This window comes from Actinosynnema sp. NPDC004786 (genome assembly GCF_053601135.1).
The window spans coordinates 1-17,045 of sequence record NZ_JBSGBG010000017.1 but is presented as its reverse complement, the minus strand read 5'-3'; the positions used below and the strand labels follow the sequence as shown (position 1 = coordinate 17,045).

Annotated in this window: 18 protein-coding genes and 1 tRNA gene; 9 read left to right on the top strand and 10 right to left on the bottom strand. The window is 72.0% G+C overall.

Going from position 1 to position 17,045, the window contains the following annotated elements:
• Nucleotides 1-4: 4 nt before the first annotated feature.
• Nucleotides 5-595 (bottom strand): TetR/AcrR family transcriptional regulator, encoded by a 591-nt coding sequence (locus ACWEFJ_RS17295; RefSeq protein ID WP_449714330.1) that lies wholly within the window; start codon nucleotides 593-595, stop codon nucleotides 5-7.
• Nucleotides 596-766: 171 nt separating this feature from the next.
• On the opposite strand from ACWEFJ_RS17295, the gene ACWEFJ_RS17290 reads away from it, so the two are divergent.
• The gene (locus ACWEFJ_RS17290; RefSeq protein WP_449714329.1) at nucleotides 767-1,675 is read left to right on the top strand and encodes an SAM-dependent methyltransferase; all 909 of its coding nucleotides are present in this window, start codon (nucleotides 767-769) and stop codon (nucleotides 1,673-1,675) included.
• 78 nt (nucleotides 1,676-1,753) lie between these two features.
• On the opposite strand, the gene ACWEFJ_RS17285 is transcribed toward ACWEFJ_RS17290, so the two are convergent.
• Complete coding sequence (locus tag ACWEFJ_RS17285) at nucleotides 1,754-2,506, bottom strand: alpha/beta fold hydrolase (protein WP_449714328.1); 753 nt, start codon at nucleotides 2,504-2,506, stop codon at nucleotides 1,754-1,756.
• Nucleotides 2,507-2,658: 152 nt separating this feature from the next.
• Here ACWEFJ_RS17285 and ACWEFJ_RS17280 point away from each other — a divergent pair, with 152 nt between their 5' ends.
• Nucleotides 2,659-3,030: a winged helix-turn-helix transcriptional regulator gene (locus ACWEFJ_RS17280; protein ID WP_449714327.1), complete on the top strand. Its 372-nt coding sequence runs from the start codon at nucleotides 2,659-2,661 to the stop codon at nucleotides 3,028-3,030.
• Between the two features lie 16 nt (nucleotides 3,031-3,046).
• On the opposite strand, the gene ACWEFJ_RS17275 is transcribed toward ACWEFJ_RS17280, so the two are convergent.
• Nucleotides 3,047-3,376, bottom strand: a complete 330-nt coding sequence (locus ACWEFJ_RS17275; RefSeq protein ID WP_449714326.1) for a DoxX family protein — start codon at nucleotides 3,374-3,376, stop codon at nucleotides 3,047-3,049.
• A gap of 169 nt (nucleotides 3,377-3,545) precedes the next feature.
• Between ACWEFJ_RS17275 and ACWEFJ_RS17270 the strand changes: the two genes are divergently transcribed.
• The gene (locus ACWEFJ_RS17270) at nucleotides 3,546-4,013 is read left to right on the top strand and encodes a LysR substrate-binding domain-containing protein (RefSeq protein ID WP_449714325.1); all 468 of its coding nucleotides are present in this window, start codon (nucleotides 3,546-3,548) and stop codon (nucleotides 4,011-4,013) included.
• A 66-nt stretch (nucleotides 4,014-4,079) separates the two neighbouring features.
• Here ACWEFJ_RS17270 and ACWEFJ_RS17265 read toward each other — a convergent pair whose 3' ends face one another.
• The 3 genes from ACWEFJ_RS17265 to ACWEFJ_RS17255 form a co-directional block, all read right to left on the bottom strand.
• Nucleotides 4,080-4,580, bottom strand: coding sequence for a hypothetical protein (locus tag ACWEFJ_RS17265; protein ID WP_449714324.1), 501 nt, complete (start codon nucleotides 4,578-4,580; stop codon nucleotides 4,080-4,082).
• A gap of 679 nt (nucleotides 4,581-5,259) precedes the next feature.
• A tRNA-Leu gene (locus tag ACWEFJ_RS17260) sits at nucleotides 5,260-5,333 on the bottom strand.
• Between the two features lie 69 nt (nucleotides 5,334-5,402).
• On the bottom strand, nucleotides 5,403-5,684 hold the full coding sequence (locus ACWEFJ_RS17255) for a metal-sensitive transcriptional regulator (RefSeq protein WP_360793234.1): 282 nt from the start codon (nucleotides 5,682-5,684) through the stop codon (nucleotides 5,403-5,405).
• A 273-nt stretch (nucleotides 5,685-5,957) separates the two neighbouring features.
• Here ACWEFJ_RS17255 and ACWEFJ_RS17250 point away from each other — a divergent pair, with 273 nt between their 5' ends.
• The gene (locus tag ACWEFJ_RS17250) at nucleotides 5,958-6,299 is read left to right on the top strand and encodes a histone-like nucleoid-structuring protein Lsr2 (RefSeq protein WP_015104119.1); all 342 of its coding nucleotides are present in this window, start codon (nucleotides 5,958-5,960) and stop codon (nucleotides 6,297-6,299) included.
• A gap of 57 nt (nucleotides 6,300-6,356) precedes the next feature.
• Here the strand turns inward: ACWEFJ_RS17250 and pabB are convergent, their stop codons facing one another.
• The 3 genes from pabB to ACWEFJ_RS17235 form a co-directional block, all read right to left on the bottom strand.
• The gene (gene pabB, locus ACWEFJ_RS17245) at nucleotides 6,357-8,447 is read right to left on the bottom strand and encodes an aminodeoxychorismate synthase component I (RefSeq protein ID WP_449714323.1); all 2,091 of its coding nucleotides are present in this window, start codon (nucleotides 8,445-8,447) and stop codon (nucleotides 6,357-6,359) included.
• A gap of 129 nt (nucleotides 8,448-8,576) precedes the next feature.
• Entirely contained in the window at nucleotides 8,577-9,476 is a 900-nt protein-coding gene (locus ACWEFJ_RS17240; protein WP_449714322.1) for a hypothetical protein, read from the bottom strand.
• The gene (locus tag ACWEFJ_RS17235; RefSeq protein WP_449714321.1) at nucleotides 9,473-9,970 is read right to left on the bottom strand and encodes a SigE family RNA polymerase sigma factor; all 498 of its coding nucleotides are present in this window, start codon (nucleotides 9,968-9,970) and stop codon (nucleotides 9,473-9,475) included. The genes ACWEFJ_RS17240 and ACWEFJ_RS17235 overlap by 4 nt, the downstream gene beginning before the upstream one ends.
• Before the next feature lie 116 nt (nucleotides 9,971-10,086).
• Between ACWEFJ_RS17235 and ACWEFJ_RS17230 the strand changes: the two genes are divergently transcribed.
• The 4 genes from ACWEFJ_RS17230 to ACWEFJ_RS17215 all read left to right on the top strand — a co-directional run bounded on the left by ACWEFJ_RS17230 (nucleotide 10,087) and on the right by ACWEFJ_RS17215 (nucleotide 13,922).
• A complete protein-coding gene (locus tag ACWEFJ_RS17230) occupies nucleotides 10,087-11,334 on the top strand; it encodes a metallophosphoesterase (protein WP_449714320.1) in 1,248 nt (415 codons plus the stop codon).
• Between the two features lie 98 nt (nucleotides 11,335-11,432).
• Nucleotides 11,433-12,617: a type III PLP-dependent enzyme gene (locus ACWEFJ_RS17225; RefSeq protein WP_449714319.1), complete on the top strand. Its 1,185-nt coding sequence runs from the start codon at nucleotides 11,433-11,435 to the stop codon at nucleotides 12,615-12,617.
• Nucleotides 12,618-12,672: 55 nt separating this feature from the next.
• The gene (gene speD / locus ACWEFJ_RS17220) at nucleotides 12,673-13,083 is read left to right on the top strand and encodes an adenosylmethionine decarboxylase (protein WP_367136999.1); all 411 of its coding nucleotides are present in this window, start codon (nucleotides 12,673-12,675) and stop codon (nucleotides 13,081-13,083) included.
• A complete protein-coding gene (locus ACWEFJ_RS17215) occupies nucleotides 13,080-13,922 on the top strand; it encodes a spermidine synthase (RefSeq protein ID WP_449714318.1) in 843 nt (280 codons plus the stop codon). The genes speD and ACWEFJ_RS17215 overlap by 4 nt, the downstream gene beginning before the upstream one ends.
• 51 nt (nucleotides 13,923-13,973) lie before the next feature.
• Here ACWEFJ_RS17215 and ACWEFJ_RS17210 read toward each other — a convergent pair whose 3' ends face one another.
• The gene (locus tag ACWEFJ_RS17210; protein ID WP_378084753.1) at nucleotides 13,974-16,043 is read right to left on the bottom strand and encodes a S9 family peptidase; all 2,070 of its coding nucleotides are present in this window, start codon (nucleotides 16,041-16,043) and stop codon (nucleotides 13,974-13,976) included.
• A 116-nt stretch (nucleotides 16,044-16,159) separates the two neighbouring features.
• Here ACWEFJ_RS17210 and ACWEFJ_RS17205 point away from each other — a divergent pair, with 116 nt between their 5' ends.
• Nucleotides 16,160-16,816 carry a COG4315 family predicted lipoprotein gene (locus ACWEFJ_RS17205; RefSeq protein WP_449714317.1) on the top strand — a complete coding sequence of 219 codons (657 nt, stop codon included), beginning with the start codon at nucleotides 16,160-16,162 and terminating at the stop codon, nucleotides 16,814-16,816.
• Nucleotides 16,817-17,045 lie beyond the last annotated feature (229 nt).

Genomic DNA, 17,045 nt, shown 5'->3' with positions numbered 1-17,045 from the left:
GGGATCAGGGCTCCGGGTGGGTGGGGTGGGAGAGGGCGCGGTGGCCGAGCGCGTCGAGGCAGGTGGCGATGATGTGCGGCCGCCACGCGGTCTTCTCGCCCGTGTGGTTGGCCGCCAGGCTCAGCACGGCGAGCGCGCTGAGCATCCCGACGACCCGGACGAGCCGTTCGGTGTCGTCGTCGTCCTGCGTCACGCCGAACACCGCCAGCACGTGCTGGGAGAGGGCGTCCAGGCGGGTGCGGTCGCCGTCGTCGGCGCCCAGCACCCCGATCGCCCGCGATTCCAGCGCGATCAGGCCGGGGCGGTCCAGCGCGAAGTCGACCAGCAGCTCCACGGCCCGCCGGTCGCGGGTCGGGCCCGCGGGCGTGCGGGCCGCCTGCTCCAGCAGTTCCCTGCTGTGCGTGCGCCCCACGTCCCGGACCGCGTCGAAGAGGGCCTGCTTGCTCGGGTAGTGGTGCAGCAGGCCGGCCTTCGACAGGCCGACCGCGTCGGCCAGGTCCTTCAGGGACGTGTGGTCGAACCCGTGGAGGGCGAACACCCCCGCCACGCGGTCGAGCAACCGGTCGTCGGTCTGCCGGCGCAACGCTCGTGCCATGGCTTCCATGGTACGCATGAACCAACCGATCCGGTCGGTAAGCCGACCGGATCGGTTGGTGGGATCGGTCACGCCCGAGCGCGCTACCCCGTGCCTGAGTACCTTGTCAATCCCCTGCGGAGCCCAATCCGCCCAACCACCGGCTCCGCATCGCGAAAGGATTGACGGGCCTTGACCCTGACCGACTTGCAGTCCCTTCCCATCGAGGTCGTCCGCGGGCCGCGCACCGACCCCTATGAGGACAAGGTGGCCGCCGTCTACGCCGATGACCCCGAAGAGTGGCGCAAGGTCATCGGTGACGAGTTGCACTTCCAGTGGGGCGTCTACAACCACCCGGACTCCCCGCGCCCGGTCTCGCTCGACGAGGCGGGACGACGTCACCTCGACCGGCAACTCGAACTGGCCGGTTTCACCGGGCGGACGCCCACGCCGCGCCGGGTCCTGGACCTCGGCTGCGGCTGGGGCGCGGACCTGCGCGCGCTGGCCCGTCGGTTCCCCGACGCCCGGCGGCTGGACGGCGTCAACATCAGCCGCCGACAGCTGGAGCACTGCGCCCGCGCCCTGGCCGACGACCGCCGCGTCCACCTCTACCAGGCGAACGCCCGCGACGTCGCGCTCCTGCCGGACCCCGGCGACCCGTACGACCTGACCGTCGTCCGCGGCGCGATCACGCACTTCCCGATGGACGTGCTGCGCGAGGCGATCGCGGGGCTGTCGGCACGCGTCCGCGGCGGCGGGCTGCTGGTCATCTCCGACAACCTCTACAACGTGGACCTCGACACGTACACCTCGGCGATCCCCGATCGGGTGGACCGCCTGGCGTGCCGGCACCGCAAGACACCGGCCGACGTCACCGGGGCGCTGGAAGCCGGCGGCTTCGCCGTCGAGGACATCAGGGTGCTGCCGTCTAACACCGACGTGGCCCGCTCGCTGCTGGAGACCCGGAGCAACCTGGAGACCCACTTCCCCGAGGGCGTGACGGGCGCCCTGGAGGAACTGCGCGTCATGGCCGTGAACCTGTCCATCGCCGTGCTGAAGAACGAGATCTCCGCCTACAGCATCATCGCCCGCCGCCGGTGACGCGGTCGCCACGTGCGCCGCTCCCGCCGCCGGACCGGTGGCGACGGCGGCGCACGTGGTCCCTTCGGGCGTCGAGGCTCAGGACGCGGCCCCGACCGCCGTGGCGCGGGCCGCGTCGAGCAGGAGTTCGGCCAGCTCCCGCGGTGCGGTGACCATGCAGTCGTGGCCGGTCCGCAGCTCCCGCACCCGGGCCGGGGAACCGTTGGGCTGCACCGGCGGGACGGGCCGTCGGGTGATGCCCGCCGGCATCGCCCCGACGCAGTGGACGTGCGTCCGCGGGATGGCGTCCGCCGCCGGGTTGCCCAGCCGGACCGGCTGCCGCAGGGAGCGCACCGGCTGGTCGGACAGCATCCCCCGCAGCCAGGCGACGTCCGCCGGATCGGTGACGCCGAACAGGCCGTGCGGCGGCGGCAGCTCGGGCAGCGGCGGCACCCGCCAGCCGTCGCCGGACCGCGCGGCGAGGTCGACGAGGTCCCGGGTCACGGGCTGGACGTCCATCGCGCTCTCGCCGTCCTCCGGGACCATCGCGTCGAGGTAGACGAGGTGCGCGACGCGGTCCGGCACCCGGTCGGCCGCGGCGGAGACCACCAGGCCCGCGTAGCTGTGCCCGACCAGCACCACCCCGGTGAGGTCGTGGTGGGTGATCAGCGAGACGACGTCCTCGACGTGCGTGTCGAGCCCCACCTCGGGGTCGAGCAGGTGCGCCCGGTCGCCGAAGCCGGTGAGCGACGGCGCGAGCACCCGGTGCCCGGCCGACTCCAGCAGCGGCGTGACGCGCTCCCAGCAGCGGCCGCTGTGCCAGGCGCCGTGCACCAGCAGGAATGTGGGCATGTGGCAGTGACTCCCGTTCGCGCGAGGTGGGGTGGACAACCGCGGTCACCATTCGTAACCCGGTACTGTTCGAGAACTGCCACCATCGTGATCGTCCGGCCGGTGTCGGGCAATAAGGCACATTCCCGTGCCCCGGTTCCCCGGAGGTAACCATGACGACCCAGGACGGCGGACCGCGCCGGGAGGACGCGTGCCGGACCCGCGTGGTGCTCGACATCGTCGGCGACAAGTGGTCGCTGCTGGTCGTGCGCCAACTCCGGCACGGCCCCCGCCGCTTCACCGAGCTGAAGCGGGACGTCGACGGCATCAGCCAACGCATGCTCACCGTGACGCTGCGGAGCCTGGAGCGGGACGGGATCCTCACCCGGACCGTCCACAACGTCATGCCACCGCACGTGAGCTACGCGCTGACCCCGATGGGCAGGACCCTCCGCGAGGCCGCCGCGCCCCTGCTGGAGTGGAGCGTCGCCCACCTGGCCGCCATCGACACCGCCCGCGCCGACTACGACGCCCGCCACCCTTGAGGTGCCGCGCCCCCGGTCACCCGGCCCACTGCAGGACCGGCGTCGCGACGGCGGGGGCGAGGTACAGCAGCGGGAACACGGTGGTCTTGTAGGAGCGCGCCCGGATCGTCGTGGCCGCCGCGCCGAGGAAGTAGAGGATCAGCCCCACCGCCGCCGGGACGGCCAGGCCCACGACCAGCCCCACGGCTCCGGCCGACTTGGCCGGCGCGAGCCGGTTCCACCACGACCGCGGCACCCCGTACTGCTGGAGCGGTTCCACGACGAACGGCCGGCGGGAGAACAGCGAGTACCCGGAGAAGCCGATCCAGACCGCGGTGAGGACGGCGACGATGTGGTACGCGGTCATGGGAGGTCCCTTCACGAGCGTTGTGTCGGCGCGGCGGCGGACGTGGGTTTCCACGCCGTGCGCGGGCTGCGCCGTGGTGCCGCCACCAGCCTGGTCGTCGTGACGCCGTCGAAAAAGGACGGTTCCGGAGCCGCACTGTCGAGGTCCGGGTCAAGGGTCTGGAGGGCGCGTGGAGCTGCGGGACATCGAGATGGCGCAACTGCGTTCCGGTGAGGTCGACGTGGCGCACGTGTGGCTGCCCGTCCACGAACCGGACCTCACCACCGGACCCGTCACGCACACGTCACCGGTCCTGCTGATGCTCGCCGACTCGCACCCCTGCGCCGACCGCGGCTCGGTGTGCCTGGAGGACTACGGCGACCTCACCTCCGTCAACCCCACCGCGCCGGTCCCGACGTCGATGGAGGAGGCGTTCCAGCCCTTCCGCACCCCCGCCGGCCACCCGATCCCGCGCGGGCCGTCGGTCTCCAGCCGGGACGACCAGGTCAAGGCCGTCGCGTCCGGCCGGGCCGTGCTCGCGGTCCCGGCCGAAGCGGCCCGCTTCTCCCCCTGGCCCCACCTGGTCTACCTGCCGGTCCGCGACGCCCCACCGGTCCACTGGGCTTTCGCCTGGCGGACCGCCGACGAGACCCCGTAGGTCCGCGCGTTCGTCCGGGCGGCGCCGAGGGGCGGCCCCACCGCGGTGGCGCCGCCCCGACCGGCGTCACGGCTGGTGGGGACCCGGCGGGTAGGGCGGCATGGGCGGCTCACGGCGAAGCCGACGACGCCGGACGACCACCACGACGACCAGACCGCCGACGAGCAGGAACCCGACGAGGACGAGCCACGCGACGACGGTCCCCGAACCCGACCCGCCCGCGGGTTGGACCTCGTGAGGGCCGTACGCCTCGTGCAACTCCTCCGCCGTGGCGGACCTGGTCTTGTCGTTCACCGTGACGACGACCCGGTCGACTTCCCCGGGGTAGGTGTCCCACACCAGGCGGAAGATCGCCTCCCCGTCGTCGTCCCGCCGCTCGATGTTGTAGGCCGCGACGGCGAGCGTGTCGAAGCCGTTGGAAGTGTTGTGCCTGACGGAAATGCCGGTGTAGCCCTTGTCCTGGATGCGTGAGCCGAGGTTGGACAACTCGGCGAGCGAGGCGCACCCCGCCGCCATGAGGACGCACAGCAGCATGCCTAACAGGCGGGCACGGTTGACGGGTTTCACAAGTCCCCCTTGGTGAAGGGCTCGCCGGATCGCACGGGCAGCCGCAGATCGCCCCGTCGGCGAGCCGGTTGGATTCGGTCCGAGCGCTTCGGACGGCGCCGAACCGGCTCCCGGCCCTGCGGACCGGGGAAGCCGTACGGGGAGATCAGGCCGACGTGACGCCGGCCGGGGAGTGGGCAGCCGCGGGCGGGCAGACGCCGGCCGGCGCTACGAAGGAAGTGGGAAGGAGCACGGCGGGTCCTCCGGTTCCGACTGCGAACCGGGGTCTCCCCGACCACCGAAGGCGGTGGCGTCGTGACCGGGCCGCCGCGGAGCGACCGAAGTGACGATCACGAACTCGGTGGGTACTCCCCCCTTGCCGGGGAAGTCTGCCGGACCATCATCACCGTCAAAGTGACCCAGCCCACCGACCGTCCGGGAAACGCGGGTCCTGCCATGCTGCCGATCGCCGTGGCGCAACGCAAAGCGGGAGAAAAGCACCGACCCACACGGCTACCGGCACCACATTCCCGCGACCCCGACCAGCCACAGTGGACCCACCCGCGCCTCAAGGCTCGCGAGCCCCGCCCAACCCCGAGCCGCTGCCGGTGACGCGTCCGGCACGCAAAGCCCCCGGCGAGTCGCACCCAGGGCCGCACTGTTGATCATTTCCCGACTGCGATGCCTGTGTCAGGCGCAGTGCCCCCGGTGCGACTCGAACGCACACTGGACGGATTTTGAGTCCGCTGCCTCTGCCGATTGGGCTACGGGGGCCGGCGCGGAGCACTGTACTGGATCAGGCCGCCCGGCCGCCCCGCGGGGTGGCGGCCGGGGGCGCGGTCGTCAGGACCGGACGAGGCGGCCGATCGCGGCGGAGGCTTCGGCGATCTTCTCGTCCGCCACCTCGCCGCCCTCGGCCACCGCCTGGGCCACGCAGTGCTTCAGGTGCTCGTCGAGCAGACCCAAGGAGACCGCCTGCAACGCCTTCGTGGCGGCGGAGATCTGGGTCAGCACGTCGATGCAGTACTCGTCGTTCTCGACCATCCGCTGGAGGCCGCGGACCTGGCCCTCGATGCGGCGCAATCGCTTGAGGTACGCGTCCTTGTCCGCCGTGTAACCGAGCATCGCTCCCGACCTTCCCTACCCTGGGCGGGTATCCGACCCCAGGATAGGCCACTCGACCGGGTGTGACCGGCACCACGGGGTGACGGCGTGCGGGGGGTTCATTTCGGCTCGGTGCGGTTTGTGTCGCGAAATGACCCGTCCGGGGGCATCAGTCACATTTTCTCCACGAAAGGTTAGGCGATATTCCTCTCGTGCACTATGGTGTCGAGCTAAGCGTGTGGCGCAGAACAAGTCGAGGGCAGCACGCGCTATGCGAGCACACACGGAGGAACAGTGGCACAGCAGACCGTCGTCCAACTCATCGACGACCTCGACGGCAGCGAAGCCGCCGAGACCGTGACCTTCGCGCTGGACGGTGTGGAGTACTCCATCGACCTCTCCAAGGACAATGCGGACAAGCTCCGCGAGTCCCTGGCCGACTTCGTCGCCAAGGCGCGCCGCGCCGGTGGCCGCAAGCAGCGCAAGGGCACCGGCAAGAGCACGGTAAAGGCTGGTGACAAGGCCCAGGCCCAGGCCATTCGGGACTGGGCTCGCGCGCAGGGGCACCAGATCTCCGACCGGGGCCGCATTCCCCAGGGCCTGGTCGTGCAGTTCCAGGAAGCCCACGCTTCCTGAGCCACGCTCTGTTCTCCCCTGCGGCGGGCCACCTCCGTCGCAGGGGAGAACAGCAGGTCAGGGCAGGTCGTCACGCCCCGGGAACGCGACGCCGGCCAGGCTGAGCAGGGCAGCTGCCTTGACCGTGGTCTCCTCGAATTCCTCCGCGGGGTCGGACAGCGCGATGACCGCGCCCCCGACCCCGAAACTCACCTTGTCGCCGTCCACGACCAGCGTCCTGATGACGATGCTGAAGTCGGCCGTTCCGGAGAGTGAGAAGTAACCGAGCGCACCGGAGTAGACACCCCGGGGCCCGGCTTCCAGCCCGTCGATGATCTGCATTGTCCGGATCTTGGGCGCTCCTGTCATCGACCCGCCGGGGAACGCCGCCCTAACCGCCCGGACGGCGGAACTACCGGAACGCAGTCGAGCCCGAACGGTGCTCACGAGCTGGTGCACTGTCGCGTAGCTCTCCACCTCGAAGATCCTGGGCACCTCCACGCTGCCGACTTCCGCGCAATGGCCCAGATCATTGCGGACCAGGTCCACGATCATGAGGTTCTCGGCGCGGTCCTTCGCGCTGGTAGCCAAGGTCTTGCGCAAACCCCGGTCCTCGGCGGCGGTCGCCCCGCGGGGGCGGGTCCCCTTGATTGGCTCGGATTCGACGACACCCCGTCGGTCCACCCGGATGAACCGCTCGGGTGAAGTGCTGAGCACGGAGAGCGCACCGAAACGGAGCAACGCGCCGAACGGAGCGGGGCTTTCCGCCCGCAGGAACCGGTAGGCGTCCCACGGGTCCAGCGGCCCGCGCCACGTCACGGTGTTCGTCAGGCACACCTCGTAGCTCTCGCCCGCCGTGATGGCCTCCTGGCAGGCCGCGACCAGCTTCAAGTACTGCGCACGGCTGTGCCGGGCCTGCACGGCGGCGGCCCGGACGGGGCGCGGCGGGACCGCCGGGGCGGGCGGGACACGGCGGAGGAATTCCTCCGTTCGGCGCAACCAGTCGTCTTCGTCGGACAACGCCAACAGGTACACGCAATGGGAATCATGGTCGAAAACGAGGGCGCGGTCGGCGAACACGAATGCCGCGTCCGGTTGCTCCGAACGGTGCGCGGCCACCGCTCCGCATTCGGCCTTCAGCTCGTACCCGAGGTAGCCCACCCAGCCGAGCGCGAAGTCGAACGGCACGTCCGGCTGCTCGACCCGCCACGCGGCCAGGTCGGCCTCCAGCCAGTCGAAGAACGGCCCGGGGTGGGTCACCCCGTCCACGGTCACCCGACCCGTCCCCACGTCGTACGTGGCCACCCGCGCCAGCGGCCCGCCGGCGTCACCCATCACGGAGAACCGGCCCCGCTCCCCCACCAGGCTGCTGTCGAGCCAGAACGCGTCGCCGGACGCGCCGTAGAGGGCGGCGTACACGTCCTCCGGCGGGGGGTGGACGTCCACGCGCCGCACGAGCACCTCACGGGCGGGCCCACGGGACGGTGCGAGGGTGGGAGGAGGCGCTGCTGTGGCAGGCGGTGCAAGCGGTGTAGGTGCGGTGGCAGTGGCAGGCGAGGTGGGAGGGACCGGAGGGGCGGACGCGGGCGGGGCGAGGGCGGCGGTCAGGTCGCGGAAGTTCGCCAGCAGCTCGCGGCCGTGCGAGGTGCACACCGACTCGGGGTGGAACTGCACGCCCCACGCCGGCCGCGACCGGTGCCGCACGCCCATCAGCACGCCGTCCGACTCGGCCCAGGCGACCGGCTCCAGCGACGGCGGCAGGTCCGACACGGCCAGCGAGTGGTACCGCACGACGGGCAGCGGCGACGGCAGGCCGGCGAACAGGTCCGCCCCGGTGTGCCGCACCCGGTCCACCACGCCGTGCCGGGGCGTGACCAAGCCCACGGACGCGCCGTGCGCGAGGCACAGCCCCTGGTGGCCCAGGCACACGCCGAGCAGCGGCAGGTCGGCGTGCTCGACCACCGCCCGGCACAGGCCGAAGTCGGCGTCGCGCTGCGGCCGGCCCGGTCCCGGCGAGATCACCACGTTGTCGTAGCGCCGCAGGTCGGACAGCCGGAACCGCGGGTCGTCGTTGGTGATGACGACCGGCTCGCGCCCGTTCACCTCGGCCAGGTGCTGGAAGAGGTTGAAGGTGAACGAGTCGTGGTTGTCGATGAGCAGGGTCCGCATGGCGAACAGCACGGTACCTGCACGAACACACCGATGGAGTACCCCTGGACGGGCGATGGGAGACGCAGTCGGTGACCGAAAAGGCCGGGCGGCGCCACGCCGCCCGGCCTCCCGGATCCCCGTGCCGGCTCAGTCCAGGTGGAACTTCGGGTCCGCCGCGAGCGCCGCGAGCTGCGCCGGGGTCAGCGCGGGCCGCGACAGCGGCGGGTGGCCGGACTGCAGGAACTCGTCCGCGTACGCGACGGTCACCAGCGTCCCGTCCGGGTGCCGGTGGAACGCCGCCGCGTCGAGCGTGTTGGCGTCCCCGTCCCGGGTCGCCCCGGTGACCACGGCGACCTGCTTGCCCTCGACGTCGACCACCTGGCACGTGCCACCGGACACCGGGTATGGGTACCGCGTCGCCGCCGCGCACCCGACCAGGTCGCCGAGGCGGGTGTTGCCCCGGGTCTCGACCTTGATCGTCAGCTCGCCGACCCCCGGCTCGCCGGGGAACACGACCGGCGTGCGCGCTTCGTACTCCCAGACCTGGAGGTCGCCGACGTACTCCGCGAACTGCGCCTGGCGCCACGTCATGGGCCCGTGGTCGGCGAAGCCGATCCGGGTCCGGTCCTCGGCCTTCACGCCGGGCGGCAACGACGAGGCCAGGTCGTTGAGCAACGCGACCCCCTTGTCCGCCCTCGGTCCGCCGGTGGCGGTCCGGTCGCCCTGGCCGTCGGGCCACGGCGTCCTGGTGTCGACCGGCGGCGCGCCCGACAGCGGCGCCGCCCCTGCCGACGGCCGGGGATCCGACGGCTGCCCTCCCGCCACCCCGACGCCGGAGCCGCCGCCACCGGTCAGCTGCGGCAGCAGCACCGCGCCGACCGCGATGGCCACCACCGCGAGACCGGCGACCGCACCTCCCCACGTGGCCTGCCTGCGGCGCTGCGCCCGGCGACCGCGGTCCAGCGCGGCCTCCGGGCTCATCGGTGGCGGCGGGCTGCTCGCCACCATCACCTCGCGCAACGCGCTCTTCAGCTCGTGCTCGTTCATCGCACCTTTTCTCCCTGCTGAGGGATGAGCAGGCCGCGCAGCGTCTGCAGCCCCCGCGCGGCCTGGCTCTTCACGGTTCCTTCGGAACAGCGCAACGCCCTGGCGGTGTCCTCCACCGACAGGTCCTCCCAGTACCGCAGCACGAGCACGGCGCGTTGCCGCGGCGGCACCTTGGCCAGCGCCGCCAGCAGCACCAGCCGGTCCTCCGCCGAGCCACGCCCGACGTCCGCCACCTCGACGGTGGTGTCGCTCACCCGTTCCCTGCGGAACCAGCCGCGTCGCAGGTCGGACACGAACGTCCGGACGAGCGTCCGGCGGGTGTAGGCGTCGAGTGCCTCGGGGCGGTCGATCCGCCGCCACGCCACGTAGAGCTTCGCGAAAGTGGCCTGAACCAGGTCCTCGGCCCGGTGCCAGTCGCCGCACAGCAGGTACGCCGTGCCGCATGGCCTCGGACCGCGCCGCGAAGTACTCGGCGAACGCGGCGTCCCGATCACTCATCCGTCCTCCCCTGCTGCGGTACGCGGTAATCACGCCCGCGGGCGGTCGGGGGGTTGCATGCCGGCTCCGGGATTCGTGGAAACTGGACATACCACCACTGGGGAGGCCGTGCTTGTTGTTCTTCGTGCTGTTCGCCGTCGTGATGGGCGCGGCGCACTACTACATCTGGAAGCGGGCCGTGCGGGCCACCACGCGGCAGGGCCGCGGTCGCCGGGTGGGCACCGCGGTCGTGGTCGCGCTGTACCTGCTGGTGATGGCGGCCCTCGCGGTGAGCCGGCTCGGGTCGGGGTTCGGCGTGGTCGTGGCCTGGCCGGGGTTCGTGTGGCTGGCGGGGGCGTTCTACTTCGCGCTGATCCTGGGCGTGCTGGAGATCCCGCGGGTCCTGCTGGTGCGGGCGGCGCGCCGGCGTGAGGTCCCGGCCCCGGTCGGCGTGGCCGAGCCGGTGGGCGCGGCCGAGCCGGTCGACGTGCCGGACGCGGTCGTGGAGACGCCGGACGGCACGCTCGGCAGGCCGGAGGACCTGGGTCGGCGCCTGTTCATCGCGCGGTCGTTGGCCATCGCCGGCGGCGTGGCGACGGCGGGCGTGGTGAGCTACGGCACCACGCAGGCGTTGGGCGACCCGGTGGTGAAGCGGATCCCGGTCACCCTCGCCAAGCTCGACCGCCGCCTGTCCGGCTACCGCATCGCGGTGGTGAGCGACATCCACCTCGGACCGCTCCTCGGCCGCGCGCACACCGAGCGCATCGTGCGGATGATCAACGAGCAGCAGGTGGACCTGGTGGCCGTCGTCGGCGACCTGGTCGACGGCACGGTGGCCGAGCTGGGCGAGGCGGCGGCTCCGCTGCGCGACCTCGTGAGCACGCACGGCAGCTTCTTCGTCACCGGCAACCACGAGTACTACTCGGGCGCGGAGCCGTGGCTGGCGGAGCTGGAGCGGCTCGGCGTCAACCCGCTGCGCAACGAGCGGCTGGCGATCGAGCGGGCCGGCGCGTCGTTCGACCTCGCGGGCGTCAACGACGTCAACGGCGAGGCGTTCGGCGACGGCCCGGACTTCGACCGGGCGCTGGCGGGCCGCGACCCGGCCACGCCGGTGGTCCTGCTGGCGCACCAGCCGGTGCAGGTCCGCGAGGCCGCCAAGCACGGCGTCGACCTGCAGTTGTCCGGCCACACGCACGGCGGGCAGATGTACCCGTTCCACCTCGCGGTGGGCCTGCAGCAGCCGGTGCGCAGCGGTCTGGAGACGGTCGACGGCACCCAGGTCTACACCAGCAACGGGGCCGGGTTCTGGGGTCCGCCGGTGCGCGTCGGCGCGCCGCCGGACATCAGCGTCGTGGAGTTGCATCACAAGTTCGCCGGCTGATAGCGCATTTTTCGCCTGCACCACCTAGAGTGGACGGCCGTGCCCGAACACGGTCAGACCGTGCCTGATCACGGTTGCGGAGGGGGACCCCTAGCGAGATGACGACGAGCTTTGCCGATCACCGGCTCAACGAGGCAATGGCTCGTATTCGTCGTTTCCTGGACCGCGACCAACCCCCGACACCCTGCCTGGTCATCGACCTGCCGACGGTGCGGGACCGGTTCGCGGCGATCCGCGCGGCGCTGCCGCGGGTGGGGATCTTCTACGCGGTCAAGGCGAACCCGACGCCCGAGGTGGTCGAGCTGCTCGCCGCCGAGGGGTCGAGCTTCGACGTCGCCAGCCCCGCCGAGATCGACCTGTGCCTGGCCCGCGGCGCGGCGCCGGGCGCGATCTCCTACAGCAACCCGATCAAGAAGGCGCGGGACATCGCCTACGCCCACGACCGCGGTGTGCGACTGTTCGTGTCCGACAGCGAACAGGACGTGCGCGCGTTGGCCGAGCACGCGCCCGGCGCGTCGGTGATGCTGCGGATCCTGGTCAACAGCAAGGGTTCCACCTACCCGTTCGGCAAGAAGTTCGGCTGCTCGCCCGAGATGGCGACGGATCTCCTGCGGTTGGCCGCCGAACTCGGGCTCGTTCCGCTGGGCGTGGCGTTCCACGCCGGGTCGCAGCAGCTGGACCCGAGCGGCTGGGACGGGGCCATCGCCGACGCCGCCGAGATCATCGGGAAGCTGCGCGCCGAAGGGCTCGCGCCGACCACGGTCAACCTGGGCGGCGGCCTGCCCGCGGGCTACCTGGAGCAGCCGCCGCCGCTGGCCGAGTACGGCGCGGCCATCACCGCGTCGATCGCGCGGCACTTCGGCGACTTCGAGCCCGAGGTGATGATCGAGCCGGGACGCGCCGTCGTGGCCGAGTCGGGCCTCATCCGCTCCGAGGTCGTGCTGGTGGCGCGGAAGTCCTATTCGGACGAGCGCCGCTGGGTCTTCCTCGACATCGGCCGCTACGGCGGCCTCGCGGAGACCGAGGGCGAGGCGATCGCGTACCCGCTGGAGACCTTCCGGGACGGCGCGCCCACGTCCGGCGAGCCGGTCGGCCCCGTCGTCCTGGCCGGTCCGACGTGCGACGCGGACGACGTCCTGTACCAGAACACGTGCTACGAGCTGCCGCTGGACCTGCGCGCGGGCGACCACGTCGACCTGATCGGCGCGGGCGCGTACACGGCCAGCTACTCGTCGGTGGCGTTCAACGGCTTCCCGCCGCTGGCCACCCACTGCGTGCGATGAGCGCGCTCCCGACTGTCCGCTGCAGTGCCCCTCCTGAAGATGTTTGGAGTGATTGATGTCCGAACTCCCGTGCGAATCCGAGCCGGTTGGCTTGTTCGCAGGACAGCACGTGCTCGCCGAGCTGGAAGGCGTGAGCCCGGAGCTGCTCGACGACGAGCAGTTCCTGCGACACGCGCTCGGCGAGGCGCTCACCCAGGCTGATGCCACGGTGTTGGAGGTGGTCTCCAAGCAGTTCGAGCCGCAAGGGGTCACCGTGCTGGCCCTGTTGTCGGAGTCGCACGCGTCCATCCACACGTACCCGGAGGTCGGTGCCGTGTTCGTGGACGTGTTCACGTGCGGCACGCGGGCCAAGCCCGCGCTGGCGGTGCAGTTGCTGGCCGAGGCCCTGGGCGCCGTGTCGGCACGGACGGACATGATCAGCCGGGGCCACCGCGTCCCCGCGCTCGTCGGTGAGGAGAAAGCGTGATCCGCGAACCACTCGCGGCGGGGATGACCAGGCACTGGGACGTGTCGGAGGTCGTGGTCGACACCAGGACGGAGTTCCAGCACCTGGTGATCGCCCGCACCGCCCAGGGCCTGTCGCTGTTCTGCGACGACGACCGGCAGAGCACCGAGTTCAGCCAGCTCACCTACCACGAGGCGCTGATGGTCCCGGCGCTGCTGCTGGCCGACCGCGTCGACCGGGTGCTGGTCATCGGGTCGTCGGAGGGCGTCGTGTGCCAGATGGCCGTGGCGGCGGGCGCGTCGGTGGTCGACCACATCGACATCGACGAGCAGGCCGTGCGGCTGTGCGCCGAGCACCTGCCCTACGGGTACACGCCCGACGAGCTGGCGCTGGCGGAGAAGGGCGAGGGCCCGATCCGCGTGCGGTACATCGACGGGTACGAGTACATCCGGACGACGTCGGAGCGTTACGACATCGTCCTGGTGGACCTGCCGGACGAGCGCGAGGAGGAGGCGCAGCACAACCGCCTCTACGGCGCGGAGTTCCTCGGCCTGTGCAAGGCGCTGCTCACGCCGGGCGGCGTGGTGGTGTCGCAGGCCGGTTGCCAGACGATGTGGCGCAACACCACGTTGACCCGCATGTGGCAGCGGTTCAACGACGTGTTCGACACGGTCGCGTACTACGGCTCGGACGAGCACGAGTGGGCGTACCTGTTCGGGCGCGCGGACGAGGTGGCCGACCCGACGGCGTTGATGGTCGAGCGGCTGCCCGCGTGCGGTTACCGGCCGGAGACGATCGACGACCTGGCGTTGGTGGGCAACTCGATCCCGCCGTACCGGGTTCGGCACTCGTTGGCCTGATGCGTGGTGGAGCGGGGCCGTCCCGATGGGGCGGCCCCGCTCCGGCGTTCCTCAGGCGAGGGAGCGGCGCAGGAAGTCGACCTGGAGGAGCAGCAGGTTCTCGGCGACCTGCTCCTGCGGGGTCATGTGGGTCACGCCGGACAGCGGCAGCACGGTGTGCGGGCGGCCGGCGGCCAGCAGCGCCGACGACAGGCGCAGGGTGTGCGCCGCCACCACGTTGTCGTCCGCCAGGCCGTGCACGATCATCAGCGGGCGCTCCAGCTTCGGGGCGTCGGCGATGAGGGAGTTGGCGTCGTACACCTCCGGCTTCTCGGCCGGGTGGCCGAGGTAGCGCTCGGTGTAGTGGGTGTCGTAGAGCCGCCAGTCGGTCACCGGCGCGCCGGCGATGCCCGCGTGGAAGACGTCCGGGCGGCGCAGGACGGCGAGCGCGGCCAGGTAGCCGCCGTAGGACCAGCCGCGGATGCCCACCCGGGTCAGGTCCAGGTCGGGTTCGCGGGCCGCGACCGCGTGCAGCGCGTCCACCTGGTCCTCCAGGGTGGCGCCGGCGAAGTCGAACGCGATCTCCCGCTCCCAGGCCGGGCCGCGACCGGGCGTGCCGCGGCCGTCCACGACCAGGACGGCGAAGCCCTGGTCGGCCAGCCACTGCGAGGCCAGGTAGGCGTTGCGGGCGGACACGACGCGCTGCGCGTGCGGGCCGCCGTAGGGGTCGAGCAGGACGGGCAGCCTGGTGCCGGGCACGTGGTCGCGCGGGAAGAGGAGCGCGGCGCGCAGGTCGCGTTCGCCGACGGTCAGGAGCCGGACCTCCGGGGTGAGGACGGGGGTCTCGGCGAACGAGCCGATCGTGCGGGTCGTCCCGTTCGCGGTGACGGTCGTTCGAGCGCCGAAGTGGTCCAGGGAGGAGCGGGACAGGACCAGGACGCCGCCGGCGCGGGTCGCGCCGTGCACGCCGTCCTCAGTGGACAGCCGGGTCACCTGGTCCGGGCCGACCAGGAACACGTGCGTCTGCGTCGGGTCGTCGGTGGACGCGGTGACGAGCACGCCGTCCTCGGCGACGTCGAGGACGGACCGGACCTGGAAGCCGTCCGGGGTCCACGGTCGGTCGCCCACGACGAGCCGGTTCGCGTCGCCGAGCGGCAGCACGCGCAGCAGTTCGCCGTTCGGCGTCCAGCGCGGCGCGCCGGGCACGATCTCCAACCAGTGCGGGTCCCGGTCGTCGGCGACGACCTCGGTGCGACCGGTCACGACGTCGACCGCGAGCACCCGGACCCGGCGCTGGTCGCGTGACTGGACCTGGAGCAGCGGCTTGCCGTGCGTGGACCAGGAGACCGTGGTGAGGTAGGGGAACGCCTCGCGGTCCCACGTCACGTCGACCCGGCCGGTGTTGAAGATCGCCAGCTCCACCACGGCGTTGGCCTCGCCGGCGGCCGGGTAGGCGATCTCGGCGGCGGGCGTGCCGGGGTTGGCGGGGTCGGCGATGTGCCAGCGCGGCACGGGCCCGTTGTCCACGCGGGCCGCCAGCACGTGCTCGCCGTCCGGGGAGAACCAGTAGCCGCGGTGGCGACCCATCTCCTCGGCGGCGATGAACTCCGCGAGGCCCCACGTGACGTCCGGGCCGTCCGGGGCGGCGACCACGCGGTCCGCGCCGGTCTCCAGGTCCACCACGTGCAGCGCGCCGTCCACCACGTAGCCGACCCGGCGGCCGGTCGGGTCCAGGCGCGGGTCGATCGCCGCGCCGCGCACGGGCAGCTCGCGGACGGCGGCGGTGGCCAGTTCGAGCACGAACAGCCTGCCGGACAACGCGAACACGGCCTGCCGGACGTCGCTGTCGGTGGCGTAGCCCACGATGCCCGCGGCCTGCTCGCGGGTGCGCTCGCGGCGCGCCCGCTCCTGCGGCGACAGGTCCTCGGGGTCGGTCAGCAGGGTGCCGGGGTCGGCCAGCAGCACCTCCGCGCCGGTGGCGGTGTCGAACGCCCAGAGGCCGTTCGCCCGGCTCGTGGCCGTGGCGGTGCGGAGGAAGTACACCTTGGCGCCGTCCGGGGCCGCGGTGAACGTCCGGGGTGCGCCGAGGGTGAACCGCTGGGTGCGCGCGTGCTGGCGCGGGAAGGAGATCTCGTTGCCCACCCGGACACCCTACGGGCACCCCCTGTCTTGGTTCACGTCTTCGGGTGCGGCTGAACCGGGTTCGTCGGGGGGCCGTAGTCGTCGGTGGAGCGCATGACGGACCGAGGAGGAACGAAGTGATCCGACGGAATCGCATCGCCATCGCCGTCGCGGGCGGCATGGTGGCCGTGCTCGCGCTGGTCATGTGGACGTCCAACGCCACCGGCTTGCAGGGCCGGACGGTCGCGCAGACGGTCGCGGAGCCCGAGCAGGTCGGGGCGGCGGCGCAGGACTACGACGGCGGTGACTACGGCGGTGTTCAGTCGTTGGTGCCTCCGACCAGTGGAGAGGCGGTCGAGCCGGAGGAGGCGGTGGAGCCTGCGGCAGGAGCGCAGGAAGGGCCGCAGGTCACGCTCGTGGGGAAGAGCGTGCCCAAGATGGGCGATGTGGTGCAGGACGGGGACGGGCGGACGTTGTACCGGTTCGACAAGGACACGGCGGATCCGGCGAAGTCCAACTGCGAGGGTCAGTGCGCGGTGACGTGGCCCCCGTTGCTGTCCAACGGCACGCCCCGGTTGGAGGGTGTGGACCCGGCGCTCGTGTCGACGGTGAAGAGGGCCGACGGTTCGGAGCAGGTGACGTTGGCCGGGTGGCCCCTGTACACGTACGCGAAGGACGAAGCGCCCGGCCAGTGGAAGGGGCAGGGGGTTGGGGGCACGTGGTTCGTGGTGCAGCCCAACGGGAAGCGCAACGTGGAGTGCCTGCCGGCCGGGGTGACGGCACCGGCGGCTTGAGTCAAAGAATCAAAAGAGCAAAAGAGTCCTCGCCGGACGGGCAGATCAGCAGGATGACGGGGTTCGGTGGTTAAGCCCCCTGTACCAGCGGGGTCGGGTTTCGTGTCATCCCGCCGACCTCCACGAGGGCTACCGCGCGCGTCAAGGGGGCGGTTCCAGCGCAAAGGTGCGGTAGGGCCGGGAGTGCCCCCTTGACACGCGCGGTAGGGCTGCGCCAGGTCGGCGGGAT

What these genes read in the sequence shown, in the direction of transcription:
- ACWEFJ_RS17280 (WP_449714327.1), top strand. Translation starts at nt 2,659, where the DNA reads ATGACGACCCAGGACGGCGGACCGCGCCGGGAGGACGCGTGCCGGACC.
- ACWEFJ_RS17240 (WP_449714322.1), bottom strand. Translation starts at nt 9,476, where the DNA reads ATGAACGAGCACGAGCTGAAGAGCGCGTTGCGCGAGGTGATGGTGGCG.
- ACWEFJ_RS17255 (WP_360793234.1), bottom strand. Translation starts at nt 5,684, where the DNA reads ATGCTCGGTTACACGGCGGACAAGGACGCGTACCTCAAGCGATTGCGC.
- ACWEFJ_RS17225 (WP_449714319.1), top strand. Translation starts at nt 11,433, where the DNA reads ATGACGACGAGCTTTGCCGATCACCGGCTCAACGAGGCAATGGCTCGT.
- speD (WP_367136999.1), top strand. Translation starts at nt 12,673, where the DNA reads ATGTCCGAACTCCCGTGCGAATCCGAGCCGGTTGGCTTGTTCGCAGGA.
- pabB (WP_449714323.1), bottom strand. Translation starts at nt 8,447, where the DNA reads ATGCGGACCCTGCTCATCGACAACCACGACTCGTTCACCTTCAACCTC.
- ACWEFJ_RS17275 (WP_449714326.1), bottom strand. Translation starts at nt 3,376, where the DNA reads ATGACCGCGTACCACATCGTCGCCGTCCTCACCGCGGTCTGGATCGGC.
- ACWEFJ_RS17285 (WP_449714328.1), bottom strand. Translation starts at nt 2,506, where the DNA reads ATGCCCACATTCCTGCTGGTGCACGGCGCCTGGCACAGCGGCCGCTGC.
- ACWEFJ_RS17295 (WP_449714330.1), bottom strand. Translation starts at nt 595, where the DNA reads ATGGCACGAGCGTTGCGCCGGCAGACCGACGACCGGTTGCTCGACCGC.